A 15,778-nucleotide genomic window follows, 5' to 3' on the forward strand; every position below is an offset into this window, starting at 1 on the left:
CACGGCGCAGCTCCAGGAGGACCCACCAGCGGAGGAGCCACTGCGCTGGACGAGAACGCCGGCGCAGTCGCCTGGCGATCCGGCAGGCTTCCCGCGCCGCTGGCGCGATGGTGGTGGCTTGACTGTTTTTCCCGCCAATCCGAGTCTTCGACCAGGAGGTACCGTTGCGGATAGCGACTCTGGGCATCTACCACGAGGCGAACACGTACTCGCCCATCGCCGCGGATCTTGAGCTGTTCAACGAGGGCGGCGTTTACCGGGACGGCGAGATCATCGACAAGTTCGCGAGCTCGCACGCGACGATCGGGGGCTTTATCCAGGCGAGCTCGGAACTCGGCTTCGAACTCGTCCCGCTGCTGTTCGGAAGGGTCAACCCGGTTGGACCGATCACCCGGGACGCCTTCGAGCAGCTGTCGACCGAGATGGTAGATCGCCTTGCTGCCGATGGTCCGTGGGACGGGATCCTGTTGGCGCTTCATGGTGCGGCGGTCGCCGAGCACGTGCAGGACGCCGATGGGGAGCTGGCGCGTATGGTGCGCGCGACCGTGGGACCTGATGTGCCTGTGGGCGCGGTCTTGGACATGCACGCCAACGTTTCCCAGCAGCTGATCGACGCGCTGACGATCACCCTCGTGTACCAGACGAACCCACACGTCGACGCCGCCGAGAGGGCAGTGGACTGCGCCCGGTTGCTGGTGCGGGCGATCCGGGAGGAGGTTCGACCGGTCCAAGCGCTGCGGCAACTGCCTCTCGTCGTCAACATCGCGCGTCAGACCACAGACGAGGAGCCCATGGCCGGGTTGGTGGCCACTGCTGCCGCTATCAAGAATCGGCCCGGGATGCTTTCCGCGAGCGTGGTCGAGGGGTTCCCGTACGCGGACGTGTCGCACATGGGCATGTCGTGCATCTCGATCCACGACGGGGATCCGCGGGCAGCGGCGGCGGCCGCGGACGAGCTCGCGGACGAGATCTGGTCCTGTCGTGGCGAGTTGCAGGGCGAGGGGCATGACGTGCGGGCAGCGCTCGACCTGGCGCGGAACGCTGACGCCGGCCCAGTGGTTCTGCTGGACGTGGGTGACAACGTGGGGGGTGGAGCACCCGGGGACTCGACTGTCATCCTGGCCGTGGCCCAGCAGGTAGGAGTGCGTTCCTTGCTGCAGACCCTGTGGGACCCGGAAACAGTCGCGGAGTGCATGGATGCGGGTGAGGGGGCTGAGGTGGCCCTCGAGGTCGGCGCGCGCCATCCGCATTCGGCCGGTCAACCGGTCCGGGTCGAGGCGGTCGTGCGCCGGCTGGCCGATGGGCGTTTCGAGGAGCCTCGACCCACACATGGTGGGTTCCGGTTCTTCGACATGGGTCCGACCGCTGTGCTGGACACCTCAGACGGGCACACGCTGGTGGTCATGAGCAAGCAGACAGCCAACACGAGCCTGCAGCAGTACCGCTCGCTGGGCATCGACGTCCGGGATTACCGGGTGGTGGTCGCGAAGGGATGCAACGCCCCCCGGGCGGCCTACGCCCCCGTCGCGCAGAAACTCGTCACTGTGGACACGCCAGGCATCGCGGCCATGAACCTGGGCGCTTTCGAGTACCTGCACCGGCGCAGGCCGATGTACCCCTTCGAAGACCAAGTCGTCTACCGAAACCGTTGACCGGATCAACGCTCCTCGGTCAACGGGTTCGTGGCGATCCCCGCAGCCACCTCGATCAGCGTCTTGGCCACTCGCTTCACGTCCTGCATGGAGAAACGGGAGGCAGGCCCGCTCACGCTGATCGCTGCCGGCAGGTGTGTCGCGAGAAGCGGTACCGCGACACAGCGACCGTCCTCCTCGTTCTCCCCGTTGTCCACGGCATAGCCGGCGCGGCGCACCTTGGCGAGTTCATCCAAGTAGTCGTCCAGCGAAGTGATCGTGCTGGACGTCCGAGGAGGTAGCCCCGTGGTCTCCAGCAGGCTGCGAACCCGGTCCTCGGGAAGGTGCGCCGCGATCGCCTTGCCCAACGCGGTGGAGTGCAGGGGATCGTGATCGCCGCGCGCGGCGGCCAGGCGCACGCCACGCCTGCTCTCGACGATGTCGATGTATATGACGTGGTCCCCGTCGAGGAGCCCCAGATTCGCCGTCTCGCCGAATTCGTCGCGCAGCGCTGCGAGTGACGGGCGCGCGCGTTCGCGCAGGATCTCGAGGTGCCTCGACTGCATCCCGACGAAGCCGAGGCCGAGGCGGAACAGACCGCGTTCCTCGTCGCGCTCGACGTAGCGGTGGCTCTCCAGAGTCCAGAGGTAGCGGAACGCCGAGGACTTCGGCAAGCCGGTCGTCTGGGCGACCTCGTTGAGGGTGATGCCGTCGACGGACTCCTGCAGCAGGTTCAAGATCAGGCATACGCGTTCGACGGCGCGTACCGAGTAGTCGCGCTCCTCTTCTACGCGAGCGCTTCCGCCCGAAGCGGTGTCGTCCGGGTCCTGCTTGCGACGGCGAGCCACGTCTTCCTCCTCGTTTCGGTTGCCAATGTGATTGTTTCAGAGCTTAGTCAGCTGCGCGATCGACTGTCAGGGGGCCAAGGGCTTCACCGCTGGTTGAACGCGCCCCCTTGACGGCCTGATCGAATGAGCCGTACCTTGAGCACAATAGATTGTCAGTTTTATCTAGTGAAACGCAGCTCGGCGGGTTCCCGGCAGGAGGGGTGTCGGCCGTTCGGCGGCGCGGGAGGGATTTCCATGCTCAACGACTCGCCGGGGACGTGCCTGCGTTCCGCCGAGCTCAGGCAACGTGCGCAGTTGCGAACCCCCGGGGGAGTGCACTCCAACGTCCGATTGAGCGGCGCGCAGGATTTCATCCAGCGGGCCAAAGGGGCTTGGCTGTACAGCGTCGACGGGCGAGACTTCGTCGACTACCTGCTCGGCCAGGGCCCGAACTTCCTTGGACACGCACCGGAAGCTGTCGTCAACGCCGTGTTCGAGGCCTGCCGGAACGGCGTCATCTTCGGAGGGCAGCACGAGCTCGAGGTGCAAGCTTCGGAACTCGTCTGCCGCACTGTGGGTTGGGCGGAGATGGTGCGGTTCGGCGTCTCGGGTACCGAGGCGGTGCAGGCTGCCTTGCGCCTGGCTCGCGCGGCGACAGGGCGGACGAAGGTAATGCGTTTCGAGGGCCACTACCACGGTTGGCTGGACAACGTCCTGACGAGCCCGCGAGACGGTCACTGGGGAACCGCGAGCGCAGGACAGCTCGAGAGTCATCTGGACGATTTCGTGGTTGTGCCCTGGAACGATCCGGTCCAGGTGGCAGAGACGCTGGAACAGCACCGGATCGCGGCCGTGATCATGGAGCCACTCATGATCAACGCTGGAGTCATCGAGCCGAAACCGGGTTACCTGGAAGAGGTGCGCCGGCTGTGCACCGAGTTCGGCGCGGTGCTGATCTTCGACGAGGTCATTTCCGGTTTCAGGCTGGGGTTGGGTGGCGCCGCGGAACGTTATGGAGTCACGCCCGACCTGGCCACCTACGGCAAAGCGCTGGCAGGCGGCTTCCCGGTTTCTGCTCTGGTGGGGCGCAGCGAGCTGATGAGCCGTTTCGGAACCGGAGAAGTGAACCACTCCGGGACTTTCAACAGCTCGGTCATGGCGACAGCCGCCGTAACCGCGGCACTGACGAGCCTGCTGGAGGACCCGCCGTACGAGCGGATCGCCAAACACTCGCGAAGCCTCATCGTGGGGCTGCGGGACCTCGGTGTCGAATTCGGACTGCCGTTGCGGGTGCAGGGGGTGCCGGCGGCGTTCCACGTGTCGTTCGGCGACGCCGACGTTTCCGACTACCGGTCGCTGCAGCAACTCGACCTCGCTCGTTATGAAAGGCTGGCGAAATCGCTGGTCGAGCACGGAATCTGGGTTACCGGCAGAGGCGTCTGGTACGTGTCCGCGAGCCACGGCGGCGACGAACTGGACGCAGCGCTGACCCGTTTCGAGGCTGCCCTCCGTGATGGAGCCGGTCGATGACGGCCGCGAAGCGGGCAAGCCTCGACGGCAACAAGTCGCGGTTTTCCCCCAGTTTCAGCGCCGGTGGCTTCGTCTTCGTGTCGGGACAGGCGGCTGTGGGCTCCGATGGGCAAATCGTGCCCGGCACGTTCGAGGAGGAGATGCGACGTTCCTTCGACAACGTCATCGGCATCCTCGCAAATCTCGGGCTCGGGCTTGGCGACGTCGTCAAGGTCGGCGCCTACCTCCAACGCGCCGAGGACCTGCCGGAGTACAACCGGATCTACGCCGAGTACTTCCAGCCGCCGTTACCTGCCAGGACCACGTTGACGAACTGCTTGACCGAACGGATCAAGTTCGAACTGGACGTCATCGCCTACGCGGGCGACTCCCGTCCGTCCACTTCCTGAATGCCGGAGTTGTTGATGAAGCTGATGCAGCTGGGCGAGCCTGGTAGCGAGCGCCCGGTCGTGTGCCAGGGAGGCCGGTACTACGACCTCATGCCGATCACCCCGGAGATCGACGGTGCGTTCTGGTCTTCAGGCGGACCGGATCGAGTGCGGGCAGCACTGGAGACCAACGCGTTGTTCGAGATCGACGTAAGCGGGCTTCGGGTCGCTCCGCCCATCGCGAGGCCGTCGGCCATCTACTGCATCGGCCAGAACTACGCGGCGCACGCCGCGGAGTCCGGCGACGAGCCGCCTAGCGAGCCGATTCTCTTCCACAAGTCGCCGAACACCATCATCGGTCCTCGTGACGACGTGCTGATCCCACGCGGGTCGGCCAAGACCGACTGGGAGGCCGAACTCGGTGTTGTCATCGGCAAACGCGCGCGGTACCTCGAGACGCCGGAGGATGCCAGGAGTTGCGTCGCGGGTTATGTGGTTTCCAATGACGTGTCCGAGCGCTCCTTCCAACTGGGGCGTCCCGGAGGACAGTGGTCCAAGGGCAAGTCCTGCGAAACCTTCAACCCGCTGGGCCCCTGGCTGGTCACGGCAGACGACGTGCCGGATCCGCAGGTGCTCGAGCTGCGGTCCTGGGTGAACGGCGAGGCGCGCCAGGCTTCGAAGACCTCGGACATGATCTTCACTGTCGACGAGATCATCTGGCACCTTTCGCAGTTCCTCGTTCTCGAACCGGGTGATCTCGTCAACACGGGAACCCCCGAGGGGGTTGCGTTGTCGGGGCGGTTCGAGTACCTGCGTAGCGGCGATGTCGTCGAGATCGAGATCACCGGCCTCGGCCGGCAGCGATCTGTGTGCGGGCAGGCGTGACGCACGTGGACCACGACTTCGCGTCCGCGCTGGCCAACATCGTCGGGCCGGACCACGTCCGGACGGCGCCGGGGGAGTTGTCGGTCTACGCGCGTGATGCCACTCCGCTGTTCCACCAGCCGCCGGGTCTTGTGGTGTTCCCATGCACCACCAGCGAGGTGTCGCGGATCTTGAGCCTCGCGAGCGACCGCGGAGTTCCCGTGGTGCCCCGCGGTGCGGGCTCGAACCTGTGTGCTGCGACCGTTCCGGTTCGCGGCGGGGTCGTGCTGTCGATGACCCGTATGACGCACATCGTCGAGATCAGCACGGACGAGATGCTCGCCCGGGTCCAACCGGGCGTGACGACCGCTCGCCTCGCCGAGTGTGCCGAAGCCAGAGGCTTGTTGTACGCGCCTGATCCGAGCAGCCGCGTGACCGCGACCGTGGGCGGCAACATCGCCACGTGCGCGGGCGGTCTTCGCGGCCTGAAATACGGGGTGACTCGGAACTACGTACTGGGGTTGGAGGCGGTCCTCCCCACCGGCGAGGTGATCCGCACCGGTGGGCGGCTCTGGAAGGATGTCGCAGGCTACGACCTGACCCGCCTGCTCACCGGGTCTGAAGGCACGCTTGCCGTGATCACGGAGGCGACGGTCGCACTCCTGCCAAAACCAGCCGAAACACTGACCGGAGTAGCCTATTTCGAGTCACTCGAGGCCGCTTCCCACGCCGTGGGCCAGATCATCGCGAACGGGATCGTTCCGGCGACTCTGGAGTTCCTCGACAAGAAGTGCATCGGCGTCGTCGACGACTACACCGGACTGGGGTTGCGACGCGAGGCCGGTGCGATGTTGCTCTTCGGCGACGACGGCCCGGCCGAAGTCGTCACAGGAAACATGTCCCGGATGCGGCGGATCTGTACGGAGGCCGGCGCGATCGAGGTCACGGTCGCGCCGGACGTCGCCCAGTCGGAAGCACTGCTCGCGGCGCGCAGGTGCTCCTTGCCGGCGCTGTCGCGGCTCGGATCGCTCACGATCCTCGAGGACGTGAGCGTGCCCAGACCCAGGCTGGCGGAAATGGTGAGCCGCATCGACGAGATCGCCGACCGTTTCGATATCCGGATCGCCACTTTCGGGCATGCTGGAGACGGCAACCTCCATCCGACGTGTGTCCTCGACCCCGATGACGGCGACGCCGTGGAGCGTGCGCACAAGGCTTTCGCCGAAATCTTCCGCACTGCCATTCGCCTGGATGGCACCATCACCGGTGAGCACGGCGTTGGTGCGGCGAAACTGCCGTTCCTCGGCGAACGTCTGGGGCAGGAACAGGTCGAACTTCTGCGCCGGATCAAAAGGGCATTCGATCCAGCCGGAATCCTCAATCCGGGGAAGCTCGGATCATGATCTTCGACAATGAGCTGCTGGCCCGGTGCATCTCGTGCGGGTTCTGCCTTCCGGCATGCCCGACGTATCAGGCCACTGGGCAGGAAGCGGCTTCGCCGCGTGGACGGATCTCGCTGATGAGAGCGCTGGAATCCGGGGAGCTCGACGACCAGGACCCGACACTGGTGGAACAAGCCGCGTACTGTCTGGGATGCCGCGCGTGTGAACCGGTGTGCCCAGCCGGGGTCCAGTACGGGGATCTGCTCGAACAGTGGCGCGATCATCAGTGGCGGGGCAGCAAGGCTCCGCTCCGTGCGCGGCTCTTGATGTTCCTGGTCGCCCAGACCCGGGTGGTGCGGGCCCAGGGGTGGTTCCGCAGGCATGCACGGAGTTCGGCGACGAAGGATGGGCCTTCGCTCATGCTGGGATGTGCTGAGCGAGGCCTGTTCCCGCAGGTGTCCCGGGCGGCGAAGCGGCTTGTGCCTGCCCTTGCGGTACCGGCCGACCAGGGTTGTTGTGGTGCGCTCCACGCACACAACGGTGACTCCTGGGCAGGTGCGCTGATGGCGAAAGCGTTGGGAGACAGACTTGGTGGGGTGATCGTCACAACCTCCGGCGGGTGCGCTGCCCACCTCGCGCGCCAACTGGGCCGGAATCGGGTGAGGGAATTCAGTGAGTATCTGGTAGAAAGTGGTGTGCCGGAAGGTCAGGTGACTATCGGGAACCGGCCGGCGCGCGTGTCCTTGCAGGATTCGTGTCATCTGCGAAATGGTCTCGGGGTCTCCCGTCAACCTCGCGAGCTCCTCCGTGTCGTCGCCGAGTACGTTGAGCTGCCGTCCGCGGCGACTTGTTGTGGTGCGGCGGGTACGTACTCGATCCTTCGTCCGCGAGACAGTCAGAGGATTCTAGAAACGAAGATCGACGAGATTGAGCGGGCGAACCTCGATTATGTTGTTGCCGTGAACCCGGGCTGCCTCCGGCAACTGCGGACTGGATTGCGCAAGCGAAAGTCGCACGTACGTGCCGTGCACATCGCGGAACTCCTCGTGATCGCGGCGGAATAAACTCGTTTCTGCTCCCCGGGCGGCCTTGTTCGCCGCTCCGCCGTGAGTACTATGAAGGCCGTTGAACTTCGTTCTTCATGGCTGAGAAGGGTCAAGCGAGCAAACCGCGTGGCCTTGATCGATTATCCGCCTTCGCGATGAATAGTAGATCATGCAACAACGACCATTAGATCAGTTCGCACTCTTTCGGTCCCGTGATCTTGACGAGGTCAGGGACGAGATGTCGCGAGTGCTCTGTCCGCACCGCCTCGACGTGATCGATCCTCGTTGGCCCCTCGACGCGCGGATGAACTCGACAAGGCTGCACCACCTCGTGGTCAACTACGTGGAGTACAGTGCACCTGTTCTCGTGGAGCCGGGCGAGACCGGCTCCTTCTCCGTGGTCCAGGCACACCTGCGTGGACAGGGCACCGTCAGCTCGGGCCAGGACCAAGTCCTGGCCACTCGTGATCGCATCGTGGTGAGCTCGTCCCGGGAACCGCTTCGGATGTCCCTGACGGCGGACAGCTGTCTGGTCCTCCTCCGGATTGACTCGTCCGCAGTCGAAACCGTGCTCACGGGGTTCCTCGGTGAGGATCTCCGGCAGCCCGTACGGTTCGAGCTGGGCATGCACGTGGCTTACGGCGCGCCCCGATCCTGGTACAGGTCCTTGCTGGATTGCGTCGCACGTGTGGACAAGCGGGATGCGGTGCTGGTCTCCCCGGTCCGTATCGACAGGTTCGAGCAGGCGATGATCTTCCAGCTTCTCGCTGTCCAGCACAACAACTACAGCTCGGTGATCGACGAGCCCGTGAAGCCGGCTTCCGCACGACTGGTCCGGAGTGCGGTGGAGCTGATCGAGACGGGGTCCGGGGTGCCGCCGACGGAGATTGCGGTCGCGCGGGACCTCGGCGTAGGCCTGCGCCACCTGAGGGCCGCGTTCAAGCATCACCGCGGCGCGACCCTCGCTGATCACCTGTTGGGGGTTCGTCTGCAACGCGCTCGGCGTGATCTGCTCACTGCTGACCCCCGCGACGTCACACTGAACGAAGTCACGCAACGCTGGGGGTTCGATGTGCACTCCTTCGTCCCCTGGTACCAAGCCGCGTTCGGCGAGACGCCGGACCTGACGCTCCGTCAATGAGGAGGACGCACGATGGCTGACTCGTACTTCCGAACCCGGGATCTCGCCCTGGCCCGCTCCGCCGTCGAACCGATCTTCGGACAGCACGAGCTGAGGCGGACCGGCGAGCATGTCGAGATCGACATGCGCATGCGAACTCGGAGCGGCACCAGCGCGGTGTCGGCGATGCTGACGTACGGCGCACCGGTCATTGCCCGGCTCAACACGCCAAGGCACGCTTACGTCTCCCTGATCGTCCTGCAGGGACGATGCATGTGCCGGCACAGCGGCGCGTACCTCGATGTCGGGCCAGGCGGCATCGTAACCGTGTCCCCGGACCAGCAGTTCGCCATCGCGCCGGAGGCAGACTGCCTGCTGAAGGTGGCGAGGATCGAGCAGCACGTCATGCACGGAAGGCTCGTGCGTCTGGCGGGGTTCTGGCCCAACGACACGATCACCTTCAGCCCGGAGGTTGCCTTGGTCGCCGATCCGGGGCACACGCTCGCGACCACCGTCAACCGGTTCTTCGTCGGGGGACGCTCAAGGTTCGCTCGCTATGCGGATCACGTCTTCGTCGATTGGCTGTTGCGCAACCAGTCCCATGAGCACAGCGAAGCGACAACCGAAGGAGAACGGTCTGTCGTCGGATTCGAGACCGTGAACTTCGTGAAGTTGCTCATGCGCACGAATCCGGTGGCGGACACAACCATGAGCGAGTACGCCGCGGAGGCAGGTACTGGGTTGAAAGATCTCCTGGTGGCCTTCGAACGGTACGAAGGCTGTCTACCGCACGAGTTCCTGCGTGGGGTGCGTTTGGACCGCGTGCACGCGCTTCTCCTGGAATCGGGTGGCGGGCTCAGGGAATTCACAGCTGCCCTGGACCGGATGGGTTTCCGGGACAACGAGCAGTTCCAGCAGTGGTATCTGCGAAGGTTCGGCGAAACGCCGCAGCAGACGCAGCGCCGGGGGTCGTCCGTCTAGCGCGGCTGTCAGTCCTCGTCCTGGCGAGGCCACCACTGGTCCAGTAAGTCCATGCGAGCGTCCACCAGCGCTGCGTCGCGCAAGTCGACGAGGTGGACACCTCGCCAGCGCTGGAACCCGATGCGCTCCAGCATGTTGCCAGCTCGAAGGCTGGAGAGTTCCGCAGCGATCCGATCCGAACCGGGACGGGCGAAATCAAGGGGCGAGACCCGGCAAGCGGCGAGACGGGCGTTGGGCGACAGTATGCGCAGCGCGCTGGCAATGAGGGCGGCCCCCAAGCCGTGACCGCGCCACGGCTCGACGAGCTCGACGCGCCGTAGGATGACCATTCGCGGCGGCCCCTGACTGATCTGCGCGTCCAGTTCCGGGTGGAGCTTGCCCTGGTCCGGGTCGATCACAGTCTCGGCGATGAACTCCAGTGCCCACTCACCGAGTACCACCGAGTCGAGCAGGTTGCGCTCTTTCGTCAAATCCGCGATAACGAGTGAGATGGTCCCGACGTGGCGCAGGTCAACCGGGCAGATGTCGAGCTCAGAGACGTCGGCTGACGCGTCCCATTGTTCCGGCTGCTCATCCTCGTCGTCGATCTGCCACCAAAAACGGCTGTGTGTGAGCGTGAGTTCGATCGACAGCGGGTTCGCGGGCAGATCGGGAACCACGATCACTCCTCAAGCAACACCGGTGATGCTAATGCACGTGCATCCGCACTCTAGTTTGACACTGTTCGTGCGGAAGTAGGTGGGTGTATCAGTGTAGGACTATTGCCTTTCGACTGTTACTTTGAGAAGCTCTCACGTTTGATGGCGCCTTCTCCGATTCTCGTCGGCGATGAAGGTGCCCTTTGAGCGGATGGTGAACACCAGGCCGCGTTCGCGGAGGATCTGGGTCGCGTGGCGCGCCGTGCCGAGTGAGACGCCGTACTCGGTGGCCAGTCGTCGTTCCGCCGGCAGCGGCGTGTTCGGGCGCAGCTCACCGGCCTCGATGCGGGCCTCCAGGTGGTCCGCCATCATCTCGTAGATGTACCCCGGCTTCGCGGTGGGATCGAACTCTGGGACGGTCACGGGAGGAAGGTAGAACGGCGTTAAAAGGGGCGGATTTCACGGTTGCTCCAAGATGCGCCTGTGCGCGCTATGACGGGGTTGATCACGAAGAGGCCTGCACTGTCACCCTACCGGGTGGCGAAATGCGAAACGGTCGCCGAATTCGTCAGTTGTTCACTGTCGTCACCCGAGCGGGTTAGCCAGAACGGGCGCACAATTGTCAGCGGACTTGATTTGGGACGCGCATTGAGTCGTGGCCCTGTCCACGCAGTATCTCGAAACGGTCGGTGCCTGGCCAGCTGTTCACCCAGCTCGACCCCGGCACGTCCTTCGCGCGCTTCTTCAGCGGCGCCAGCAGCCGGGAAACCTCGCGGTAGGACTTCGCCGCCGTGCCGGCGCACACGACCGTCGCCAGCGAGACCGTGACCGTCAGGTGCTCGGCCGTCCACGGGGTGCCCAGCAGGGTGTCCGCGACGGCCGGGATCTCGTCGATGTCGCAGGCGATCAGGAAGTCGTCGCCCCCGACGTGGCTCACCGTGACGCTGCGCAGCTTCGCCGCCAGATCCGTCAGCGTCCGCCCCAGCGCCCGGATCAGGTCGTCGCCCGCCGCGAAGCCCACCGTGTCGTTGATGTGCTTGAACGAGTCGACGTCCAGCCACGCCACGACGAGCGGCCGACCCGCGGCGATGCGGCGGTCCACCTCGCGCGCGACGGTGTCGCTGCCCGGCAGCCGGGTCAGCGGGTTCAGCGCGGCCGCCTCCTCGATCTTCGCCTCGGCCATCGCGCGCACGATCTCGGTCACGAAAACCACGCCGAGGCACTCGCCGTCCGCGCCGACCACGATGATGTCGTCGGCGGTGCGGGTGAGGTCGGCGTCGGCGACCAGGTCGAGCAGCTCCAGCGCGCCCGCTCCGGTGCGGATGGTGCGCGGCGGGTCGGCCAGCCGCGCGGCCGCCTTGTTCGCGTGCAGCGCGTGCCCGTACGGGCCGGTCAGGTCCAGCAGGAACCGGGCGCGGTCGATCGACCACCGCGGCCGTCCGGCGGGGTCGATCCCGACGATCCCGCTCGGCGCGTCGTGGTCCAGCAGCACCCGCCGGACTTCATCGCACGTCGCGTCGTCGGGCAGCGTCGTCGCGGGGTGCCGGAAGTCGTCCACGCGCGGCGCGGCCGCCCTGGTCAGCGGCACCGGCGTCGCGGGCCCAGGCGGCGCGGTGACCAGACCGGAGGGCATCGCGTTGGCGCGGGCCGGGGCGAACAGGTTGCCCTGCACGATCCGCACCCCCAGCCGCCGCGCCGCCGACAGCTGCTCCTCGGCCTCGATCCCGGTCGCCACCAGCCGGATGCCGGTCCGCGAGGTGAAGTGCACGAGCGACTCGACCAGCGCGACCGCCGCCGCCTCGCCGGGCAGCCGCCGCAGCGTCGTGCGGTCGAGCTTGACCAGGGCTACGCCGGCTTCGGCGAGCAGGTTCAGCGGCAGGTCGCCGGACCCGAGCCCGTCGAAGGCCAGGCGGAAACCCAGCTCGGCGAACCGCTCCAGTCCGGCGAGCAGCGCCTTCGGCGAGACGCCGTGGAACGGCGCGCCGATCTCCAGCACGATCTCCCGTGGACGGCGACCGGTGCGCCCGAGCGATTCGAGCAGCGGGTCCAGCACCAGCTGCGGCGCCGCGGCCGACAGCGCGGTCAGGTTCAGGTGCAGGGGGAGCAGCGTCTCGTGGGTGGCCTCGGCGAGGACCGCCTGCGCGGCGAGGCCGGCGTCGACGTGGACCAGGCGTCCGCGGCGCTGGGCGGCGCGCAGGAGGTCGTGGATCCGCCCGGTGGCGGGCCGGGCGAGGGCTTCGACACCGACGACGCCGCCGGTGTTCAGGCTGTAGAGCGGTTGAAAGGCGAAGCCTACGTCGTCGGCCGCTGCTTCCACACGTGAATCCTCCGCCGTCGCCGGGCCGGGCGGCCCGTTCGCGCGCCGATTGTGTCCCAGCTCACCATGGAGCCCGAACTGGCCCCTACCGCCACGCCCGGCGGTCGCTCCAGGCTGGTCTGGTTGTCCGAATTGACCAGCGAGGAGCCGCCCGTGCCGCCCTTCATGGAGCCGTTCCGGATCAAGGCGGTCGAACCGATCCCGTTCCCCACCGCGGAGGAGCGCCGCGACGCGCTCGTGGCGGCGGGCTGGAACCTCTTCCGCGTGCCCGCCCGTGCCATCACCATCGACCTGCTGACCGATTCCGGCACGGCGGCGATGTCGGCCGCGCAGTGGTCCGCGCTCATGCGGGGCGACGAGTCCTACGCAGGCGCGCGGTCGTTCGAGCGGTTCGAGGCCGTCGTGCGCGACCTGACCGGCTACGGCGAGATCCTGCCGGTCCACCAGGGACGCGCGGCCGAGCGGATCCTGCTCGGCCTGCTGCTGCGGCCCGGCGACATCTCGGTCAGCAACACGCACTTCGACAGCACGCGCGCCAGCGTGGAAGCGGCCGGCGCGCAGGCGGTCGACCTGCCGGTGCCGGTCGCGCCGGGGGAGCTGAACCCGTTCGGCGGCGACCTGGACGCCGGCAGGCTGCGGGACCTGCTGCGCACCTCGGCCGACCGCGTGAAGTGCGTCGTCCTCACCATCACCAACAACGCGGGCGGCGGGCAGCCGGTCTCGGTGCGCAACGTCAAGGACGTGCGGCAGCTCTGCGACGCCCACGGCGTTCCGCTGTACCTGGACGCCTCGCGCTTCGCCGAGAACGCGTACCTGGTGACCGAGCGCGAGGACGGCTACGGGCACCTGTCGCCGCGCGAGGTGGCCCGCGTGGTCTTCGAGCTCGCGGACGGCTGCTGGGCCAGCCTCAAGAAGGACGGCATGGCGAACATCGGCGGGCTGATCGCGTTGCGCGACGCCGGTCTCGCCGCCCGTGCCCGCGAGCAGCTCATCGCGTTCGAGGGGTTCCCGACCTACGGCGGTCTCGCCGGGCGCGATCTGGAAGTGCTCGCGGAGGGGCTGCTGGAGGTCGTCGAACCGGACTACCTGCGGTACCGCGCGGAGTGCGCGCGCTGGTTCGGCGAGCAGCTGGGCCTGGCGGGACTGCCGGTGCTGCAGCCGACCGGCTGCCACGCGGTGTACGTCGACGCGGGCGCGATGCTGCCGCACATCCCGCCGCAGCAGCTGCCCGCGACCGCCTTCGCCAACGCGCTCTACCTGGCGGGCGGGGTGCGGGTGACCGAGCTGGGGACGCTCGTCTTCGGCAGGCGGGACCCCGACGGCGGGCCGGACGTGCCCGCGCCGCGCGAGCTGGTGCGGTTCACGTTGCCGCGCCGGGTCTACACCCTGAGCCACCTCGAACACGTCGTCGACGTGGCCGAGGGCGTCTGGTCGAAGGCGGACCAGCTGACCGGCTACCGCATCGTCGAGCAGGGAGGTGCCCTTCGACAGTTCACGGCGGTCCTGCGACCGGCCGCCGAATAGTAAAACCCCTGATCAACCGGGGTCCGACGCGTCGGATGCAAATTGCACATGGCAAATTCGCCCGTTCGTCGGTAGCAATTGAACGGCCAACAACGGACAGTGGTGCATTGGAGGTGTATGGGAGTCGGCGCCACCGTACGTTGATCTTTTTCGACTGCCCGGGACATGACAGTACTGCCGTTGGACAAGTACCGGCTCTTCCACTCGCGAGACGTCGACGAGACCCGCGAGCGGGTGGGGCGCCTGTTCTGCCCACATTCGATGAACACCGTCGGCCGCAACCCGCGGCTGAACACCAAGGTCAACTGCCGGCGGCTGGAGAACGTGGCGATCGCGGTGGTCGCCTACGGCACCGACGTGCGCGTCGAACCCGGCGAGCTCGGCTCCTTTTACGTGGTTCTGGCTCCGGTGATCGGCCGGGGCATGGTCCAGTGCGGACGCGAGCAGATCAACTCCGCGCCGGACACGGCCGGTGTGGTCGGCACGGACGACCCGCTGCGGATGCGGCTGTCCGACGACTGCGCCCAGTTCGTCATCCGGATCGAGCGGCCGGCGCTGGAGGCGCGCCTGGCCGAGCTCATCGGCGGCTCGGTGTCGGAGCCCGTGCGGTTCCGGCTGGGCATGGACATCACCCGCGGCTACGGCCGCAGCTGGTACCGGGAGCTGGCCTACGGCGTCTCGGAGCTGGACCAGCCCGACACGATGCTCTCCCACCCGGCCGCCGTCGAGCAGTTCGAGCGCAACCTGATCACCGGGTTGCTGCTCGCGCAGCCGCACAACTACACGGCGATGATCGAGGGCCGGGACCGCCCGGTGCCCTCGCGGTCGCTGCGGGCGGCGCTCGATCTGATCCACAGCCATCCGGAGGCCCCGCACACGCCGGGCAGCCTGGCCCACCAGGCCGGGGTGAGTGTGCGGGCGCTGCAGAAGGCTTTCCGGGAGCAGCTGGGCAGCTCGCCCAGCGAGTACCTGCGCGGTGTGCGGCTGCAGCGGGTGCACGACGAGTTGTCGGCCGCTCAGGTCGAGGTCACGACAGTCGGGGAAATCGCGAGCAAGTACGGGCTGATGCACCACGGCCGCTTCGCGGCGGCCTACCGGGAGCGGTTCGGTGAATCACCCAACGCGACGTTGCACAGACGGTCTGGACGTCTACTGGAGTTGTGAAGGGGCGAATCGTGCGTGATGAGGACAAAACCGTGCGCCGAACGGATCGTGTCGGCGGGGCGGCGCTCGTAGCTTCCGCGTCATGAGCGCCGACGCTGCCGTGGCCGCCCGCGACTCGATGCCGATCGGCCGGTTGATCCGGTCCGCGCGGCACGAGCGCGGGCTGACCCAGTACCAGCTCGCGGACGAACTCGTCACGGTCTCGGGCAACGAGAGCCTGGGCCGTGGCGAGGTCTCGCGCTGGGAGCGGGGCAAGCGCGTGCCCGGCCCGTACTGGCAGAGCCACCTGAGCCGGGTGCTGGAGGTGCCCCCGGACGAGTTGCGTGCCGCCGCGCGCACGGCGAAGCAGTGGCGACGGCGCCAGTGAAACACAACCCCTGATTTCC

Annotated in this window: 15 protein-coding genes; 11 read left to right on the forward strand and 4 right to left on the reverse strand. The window is 67.0% G+C overall.

Going from position 1 to position 15,778, the window contains the following annotated elements; genetic code table 11:
• The first annotated feature begins 164 nt into the window (after positions 1 to 164).
• Entirely contained in the window at positions 165 to 1,652 is a 1,488-nt protein-coding gene (locus AMY39116_RS0320515) for a M81 family metallopeptidase (protein WP_020419511.1), read from the forward strand.
• 5 nt (positions 1,653 to 1,657) lie between these two features.
• Here AMY39116_RS0320515 and AMY39116_RS0320520 read toward each other — a convergent pair whose 3' ends face one another.
• Complete coding sequence (locus AMY39116_RS0320520; protein ID WP_020419512.1) at positions 1,658 to 2,479, reverse strand: IclR family transcriptional regulator; 822 nt, start codon at positions 2,477 to 2,479, stop codon at positions 1,658 to 1,660.
• A 234-nt stretch (positions 2,480 to 2,713) separates the two neighbouring features.
• Between AMY39116_RS0320520 and AMY39116_RS0320525 the strand changes: the two genes are divergently transcribed.
• From AMY39116_RS0320525 to AMY39116_RS0320550, 7 genes are all read left to right on the forward strand, one after another.
• The gene (locus AMY39116_RS0320525; protein WP_020419513.1) at positions 2,714 to 3,988 is read left to right on the forward strand and encodes an aspartate aminotransferase family protein; all 1,275 of its coding nucleotides are present in this window, start codon (positions 2,714 to 2,716) and stop codon (positions 3,986 to 3,988) included.
• The gene (locus AMY39116_RS0320530; RefSeq protein ID WP_020419514.1) at positions 3,985 to 4,377 is read left to right on the forward strand and encodes a RidA family protein; all 393 of its coding nucleotides are present in this window, start codon (positions 3,985 to 3,987) and stop codon (positions 4,375 to 4,377) included. The genes AMY39116_RS0320525 and AMY39116_RS0320530 overlap by 4 nt, the downstream gene beginning before the upstream one ends.
• Complete coding sequence (locus AMY39116_RS0320535) at positions 4,378 to 5,241, forward strand: fumarylacetoacetate hydrolase family protein (protein WP_020419515.1); 864 nt, start codon at positions 4,378 to 4,380, stop codon at positions 5,239 to 5,241.
• A gap of 5 nt (positions 5,242 to 5,246) precedes the next feature.
• Positions 5,247 to 6,623, forward strand: coding sequence for an FAD-binding oxidoreductase (locus AMY39116_RS0320540; protein ID WP_027936094.1), 1,377 nt, complete (start codon positions 5,247 to 5,249; stop codon positions 6,621 to 6,623).
• Positions 6,620 to 7,666 carry a (Fe-S)-binding protein gene (locus AMY39116_RS45565; RefSeq protein WP_084506125.1) on the forward strand — a complete coding sequence of 349 codons (1,047 nt, stop codon included), beginning with the start codon at positions 6,620 to 6,622 and terminating at the stop codon, positions 7,664 to 7,666. Before AMY39116_RS0320540 ends, AMY39116_RS45565 begins: the two co-directional genes overlap by 4 nt.
• Positions 7,667 to 7,886: 220 nt before the next feature.
• Positions 7,887 to 8,789 carry an AraC family transcriptional regulator gene (locus AMY39116_RS0320545; protein ID WP_162146049.1) on the forward strand — a complete coding sequence of 301 codons (903 nt, stop codon included), beginning with the start codon at positions 7,887 to 7,889 and terminating at the stop codon, positions 8,787 to 8,789.
• Positions 8,790 to 8,801: 12 nt separating this feature from the next.
• Positions 8,802 to 9,749, forward strand: coding sequence for a helix-turn-helix domain-containing protein (locus tag AMY39116_RS0320550; RefSeq protein ID WP_020419518.1), 948 nt, complete (start codon positions 8,802 to 8,804; stop codon positions 9,747 to 9,749).
• A gap of 8 nt (positions 9,750 to 9,757) precedes the next feature.
• On the opposite strand, the gene AMY39116_RS0320555 is transcribed toward AMY39116_RS0320550, so the two are convergent.
• The 3 genes from AMY39116_RS0320555 to AMY39116_RS0320565 form a co-directional block, all read right to left on the reverse strand.
• Positions 9,758 to 10,408 carry a hypothetical protein gene (locus tag AMY39116_RS0320555; protein WP_020419519.1) on the reverse strand — a complete coding sequence of 217 codons (651 nt, stop codon included), beginning with the start codon at positions 10,406 to 10,408 and terminating at the stop codon, positions 9,758 to 9,760.
• A 132-nt stretch (positions 10,409 to 10,540) separates the two neighbouring features.
• Positions 10,541 to 10,810 carry a GntR family transcriptional regulator gene (locus AMY39116_RS0320560; RefSeq protein WP_020419520.1) on the reverse strand — a complete coding sequence of 90 codons (270 nt, stop codon included), beginning with the start codon at positions 10,808 to 10,810 and terminating at the stop codon, positions 10,541 to 10,543.
• A 199-nt stretch (positions 10,811 to 11,009) separates the two neighbouring features.
• A complete protein-coding gene (locus AMY39116_RS0320565) occupies positions 11,010 to 12,704 on the reverse strand; it encodes a GGDEF domain-containing protein (protein WP_020419521.1) in 1,695 nt (564 codons plus the stop codon).
• A gap of 153 nt (positions 12,705 to 12,857) precedes the next feature.
• Here AMY39116_RS0320565 and AMY39116_RS0320570 point away from each other — a divergent pair, with 153 nt between their 5' ends.
• The 3 genes from AMY39116_RS0320570 to AMY39116_RS0320580 all read left to right on the forward strand — a co-directional run bounded on the left by AMY39116_RS0320570 (position 12,858) and on the right by AMY39116_RS0320580 (position 15,759).
• A complete protein-coding gene (locus tag AMY39116_RS0320570; RefSeq protein WP_020419522.1) occupies positions 12,858 to 14,228 on the forward strand; it encodes a tryptophanase in 1,371 nt (456 codons plus the stop codon).
• Between the two features lie 165 nt (positions 14,229 to 14,393).
• A complete protein-coding gene (locus tag AMY39116_RS0320575) occupies positions 14,394 to 15,392 on the forward strand; it encodes an AraC family transcriptional regulator (RefSeq protein ID WP_027936095.1) in 999 nt (332 codons plus the stop codon).
• Between the two features lie 82 nt (positions 15,393 to 15,474).
• A complete protein-coding gene (locus AMY39116_RS0320580) occupies positions 15,475 to 15,759 on the forward strand; it encodes a helix-turn-helix domain-containing protein (RefSeq protein ID WP_020419524.1) in 285 nt (94 codons plus the stop codon).
• Positions 15,760 to 15,778 lie beyond the last annotated feature (19 nt).

Origin of the sequence: Amycolatopsis sp. ATCC 39116 (genome assembly GCF_000231075.2) — a bacterium.
GTDB lineage: Bacteria > Actinomycetota > Actinomycetes > Mycobacteriales > Pseudonocardiaceae > Amycolatopsis_E > Amycolatopsis_E tucumanensis.

Bases quoted from the DNA above. Each gene is read 5' to 3' on its own strand.
- AMY39116_RS0320545 (WP_162146049.1), top strand. From the start codon at position 7,887: ATGTCGCGAGTGCTCTGTCCGCACCGCCTCGACGTGATCGATCCTCGT.
- AMY39116_RS0320575 (WP_027936095.1), top strand. From the start codon at position 14,394: ATGACAGTACTGCCGTTGGACAAGTACCGGCTCTTCCACTCGCGAGAC.
- AMY39116_RS0320525 (WP_020419513.1), top strand. From the start codon at position 2,714: ATGCTCAACGACTCGCCGGGGACGTGCCTGCGTTCCGCCGAGCTCAGG.
- AMY39116_RS0320530 (WP_020419514.1), top strand. From the start codon at position 3,985: ATGACGGCCGCGAAGCGGGCAAGCCTCGACGGCAACAAGTCGCGGTTT.
- AMY39116_RS0320550 (WP_020419518.1), top strand. From the start codon at position 8,802: ATGGCTGACTCGTACTTCCGAACCCGGGATCTCGCCCTGGCCCGCTCC.
- AMY39116_RS0320580 (WP_020419524.1), top strand. From the start codon at position 15,475: ATGAGCGCCGACGCTGCCGTGGCCGCCCGCGACTCGATGCCGATCGGC.
- AMY39116_RS45565 (WP_084506125.1), top strand. From the start codon at position 6,620: ATGATCTTCGACAATGAGCTGCTGGCCCGGTGCATCTCGTGCGGGTTC.
- AMY39116_RS0320535 (WP_020419515.1), top strand. From the start codon at position 4,378: ATGCCGGAGTTGTTGATGAAGCTGATGCAGCTGGGCGAGCCTGGTAGC.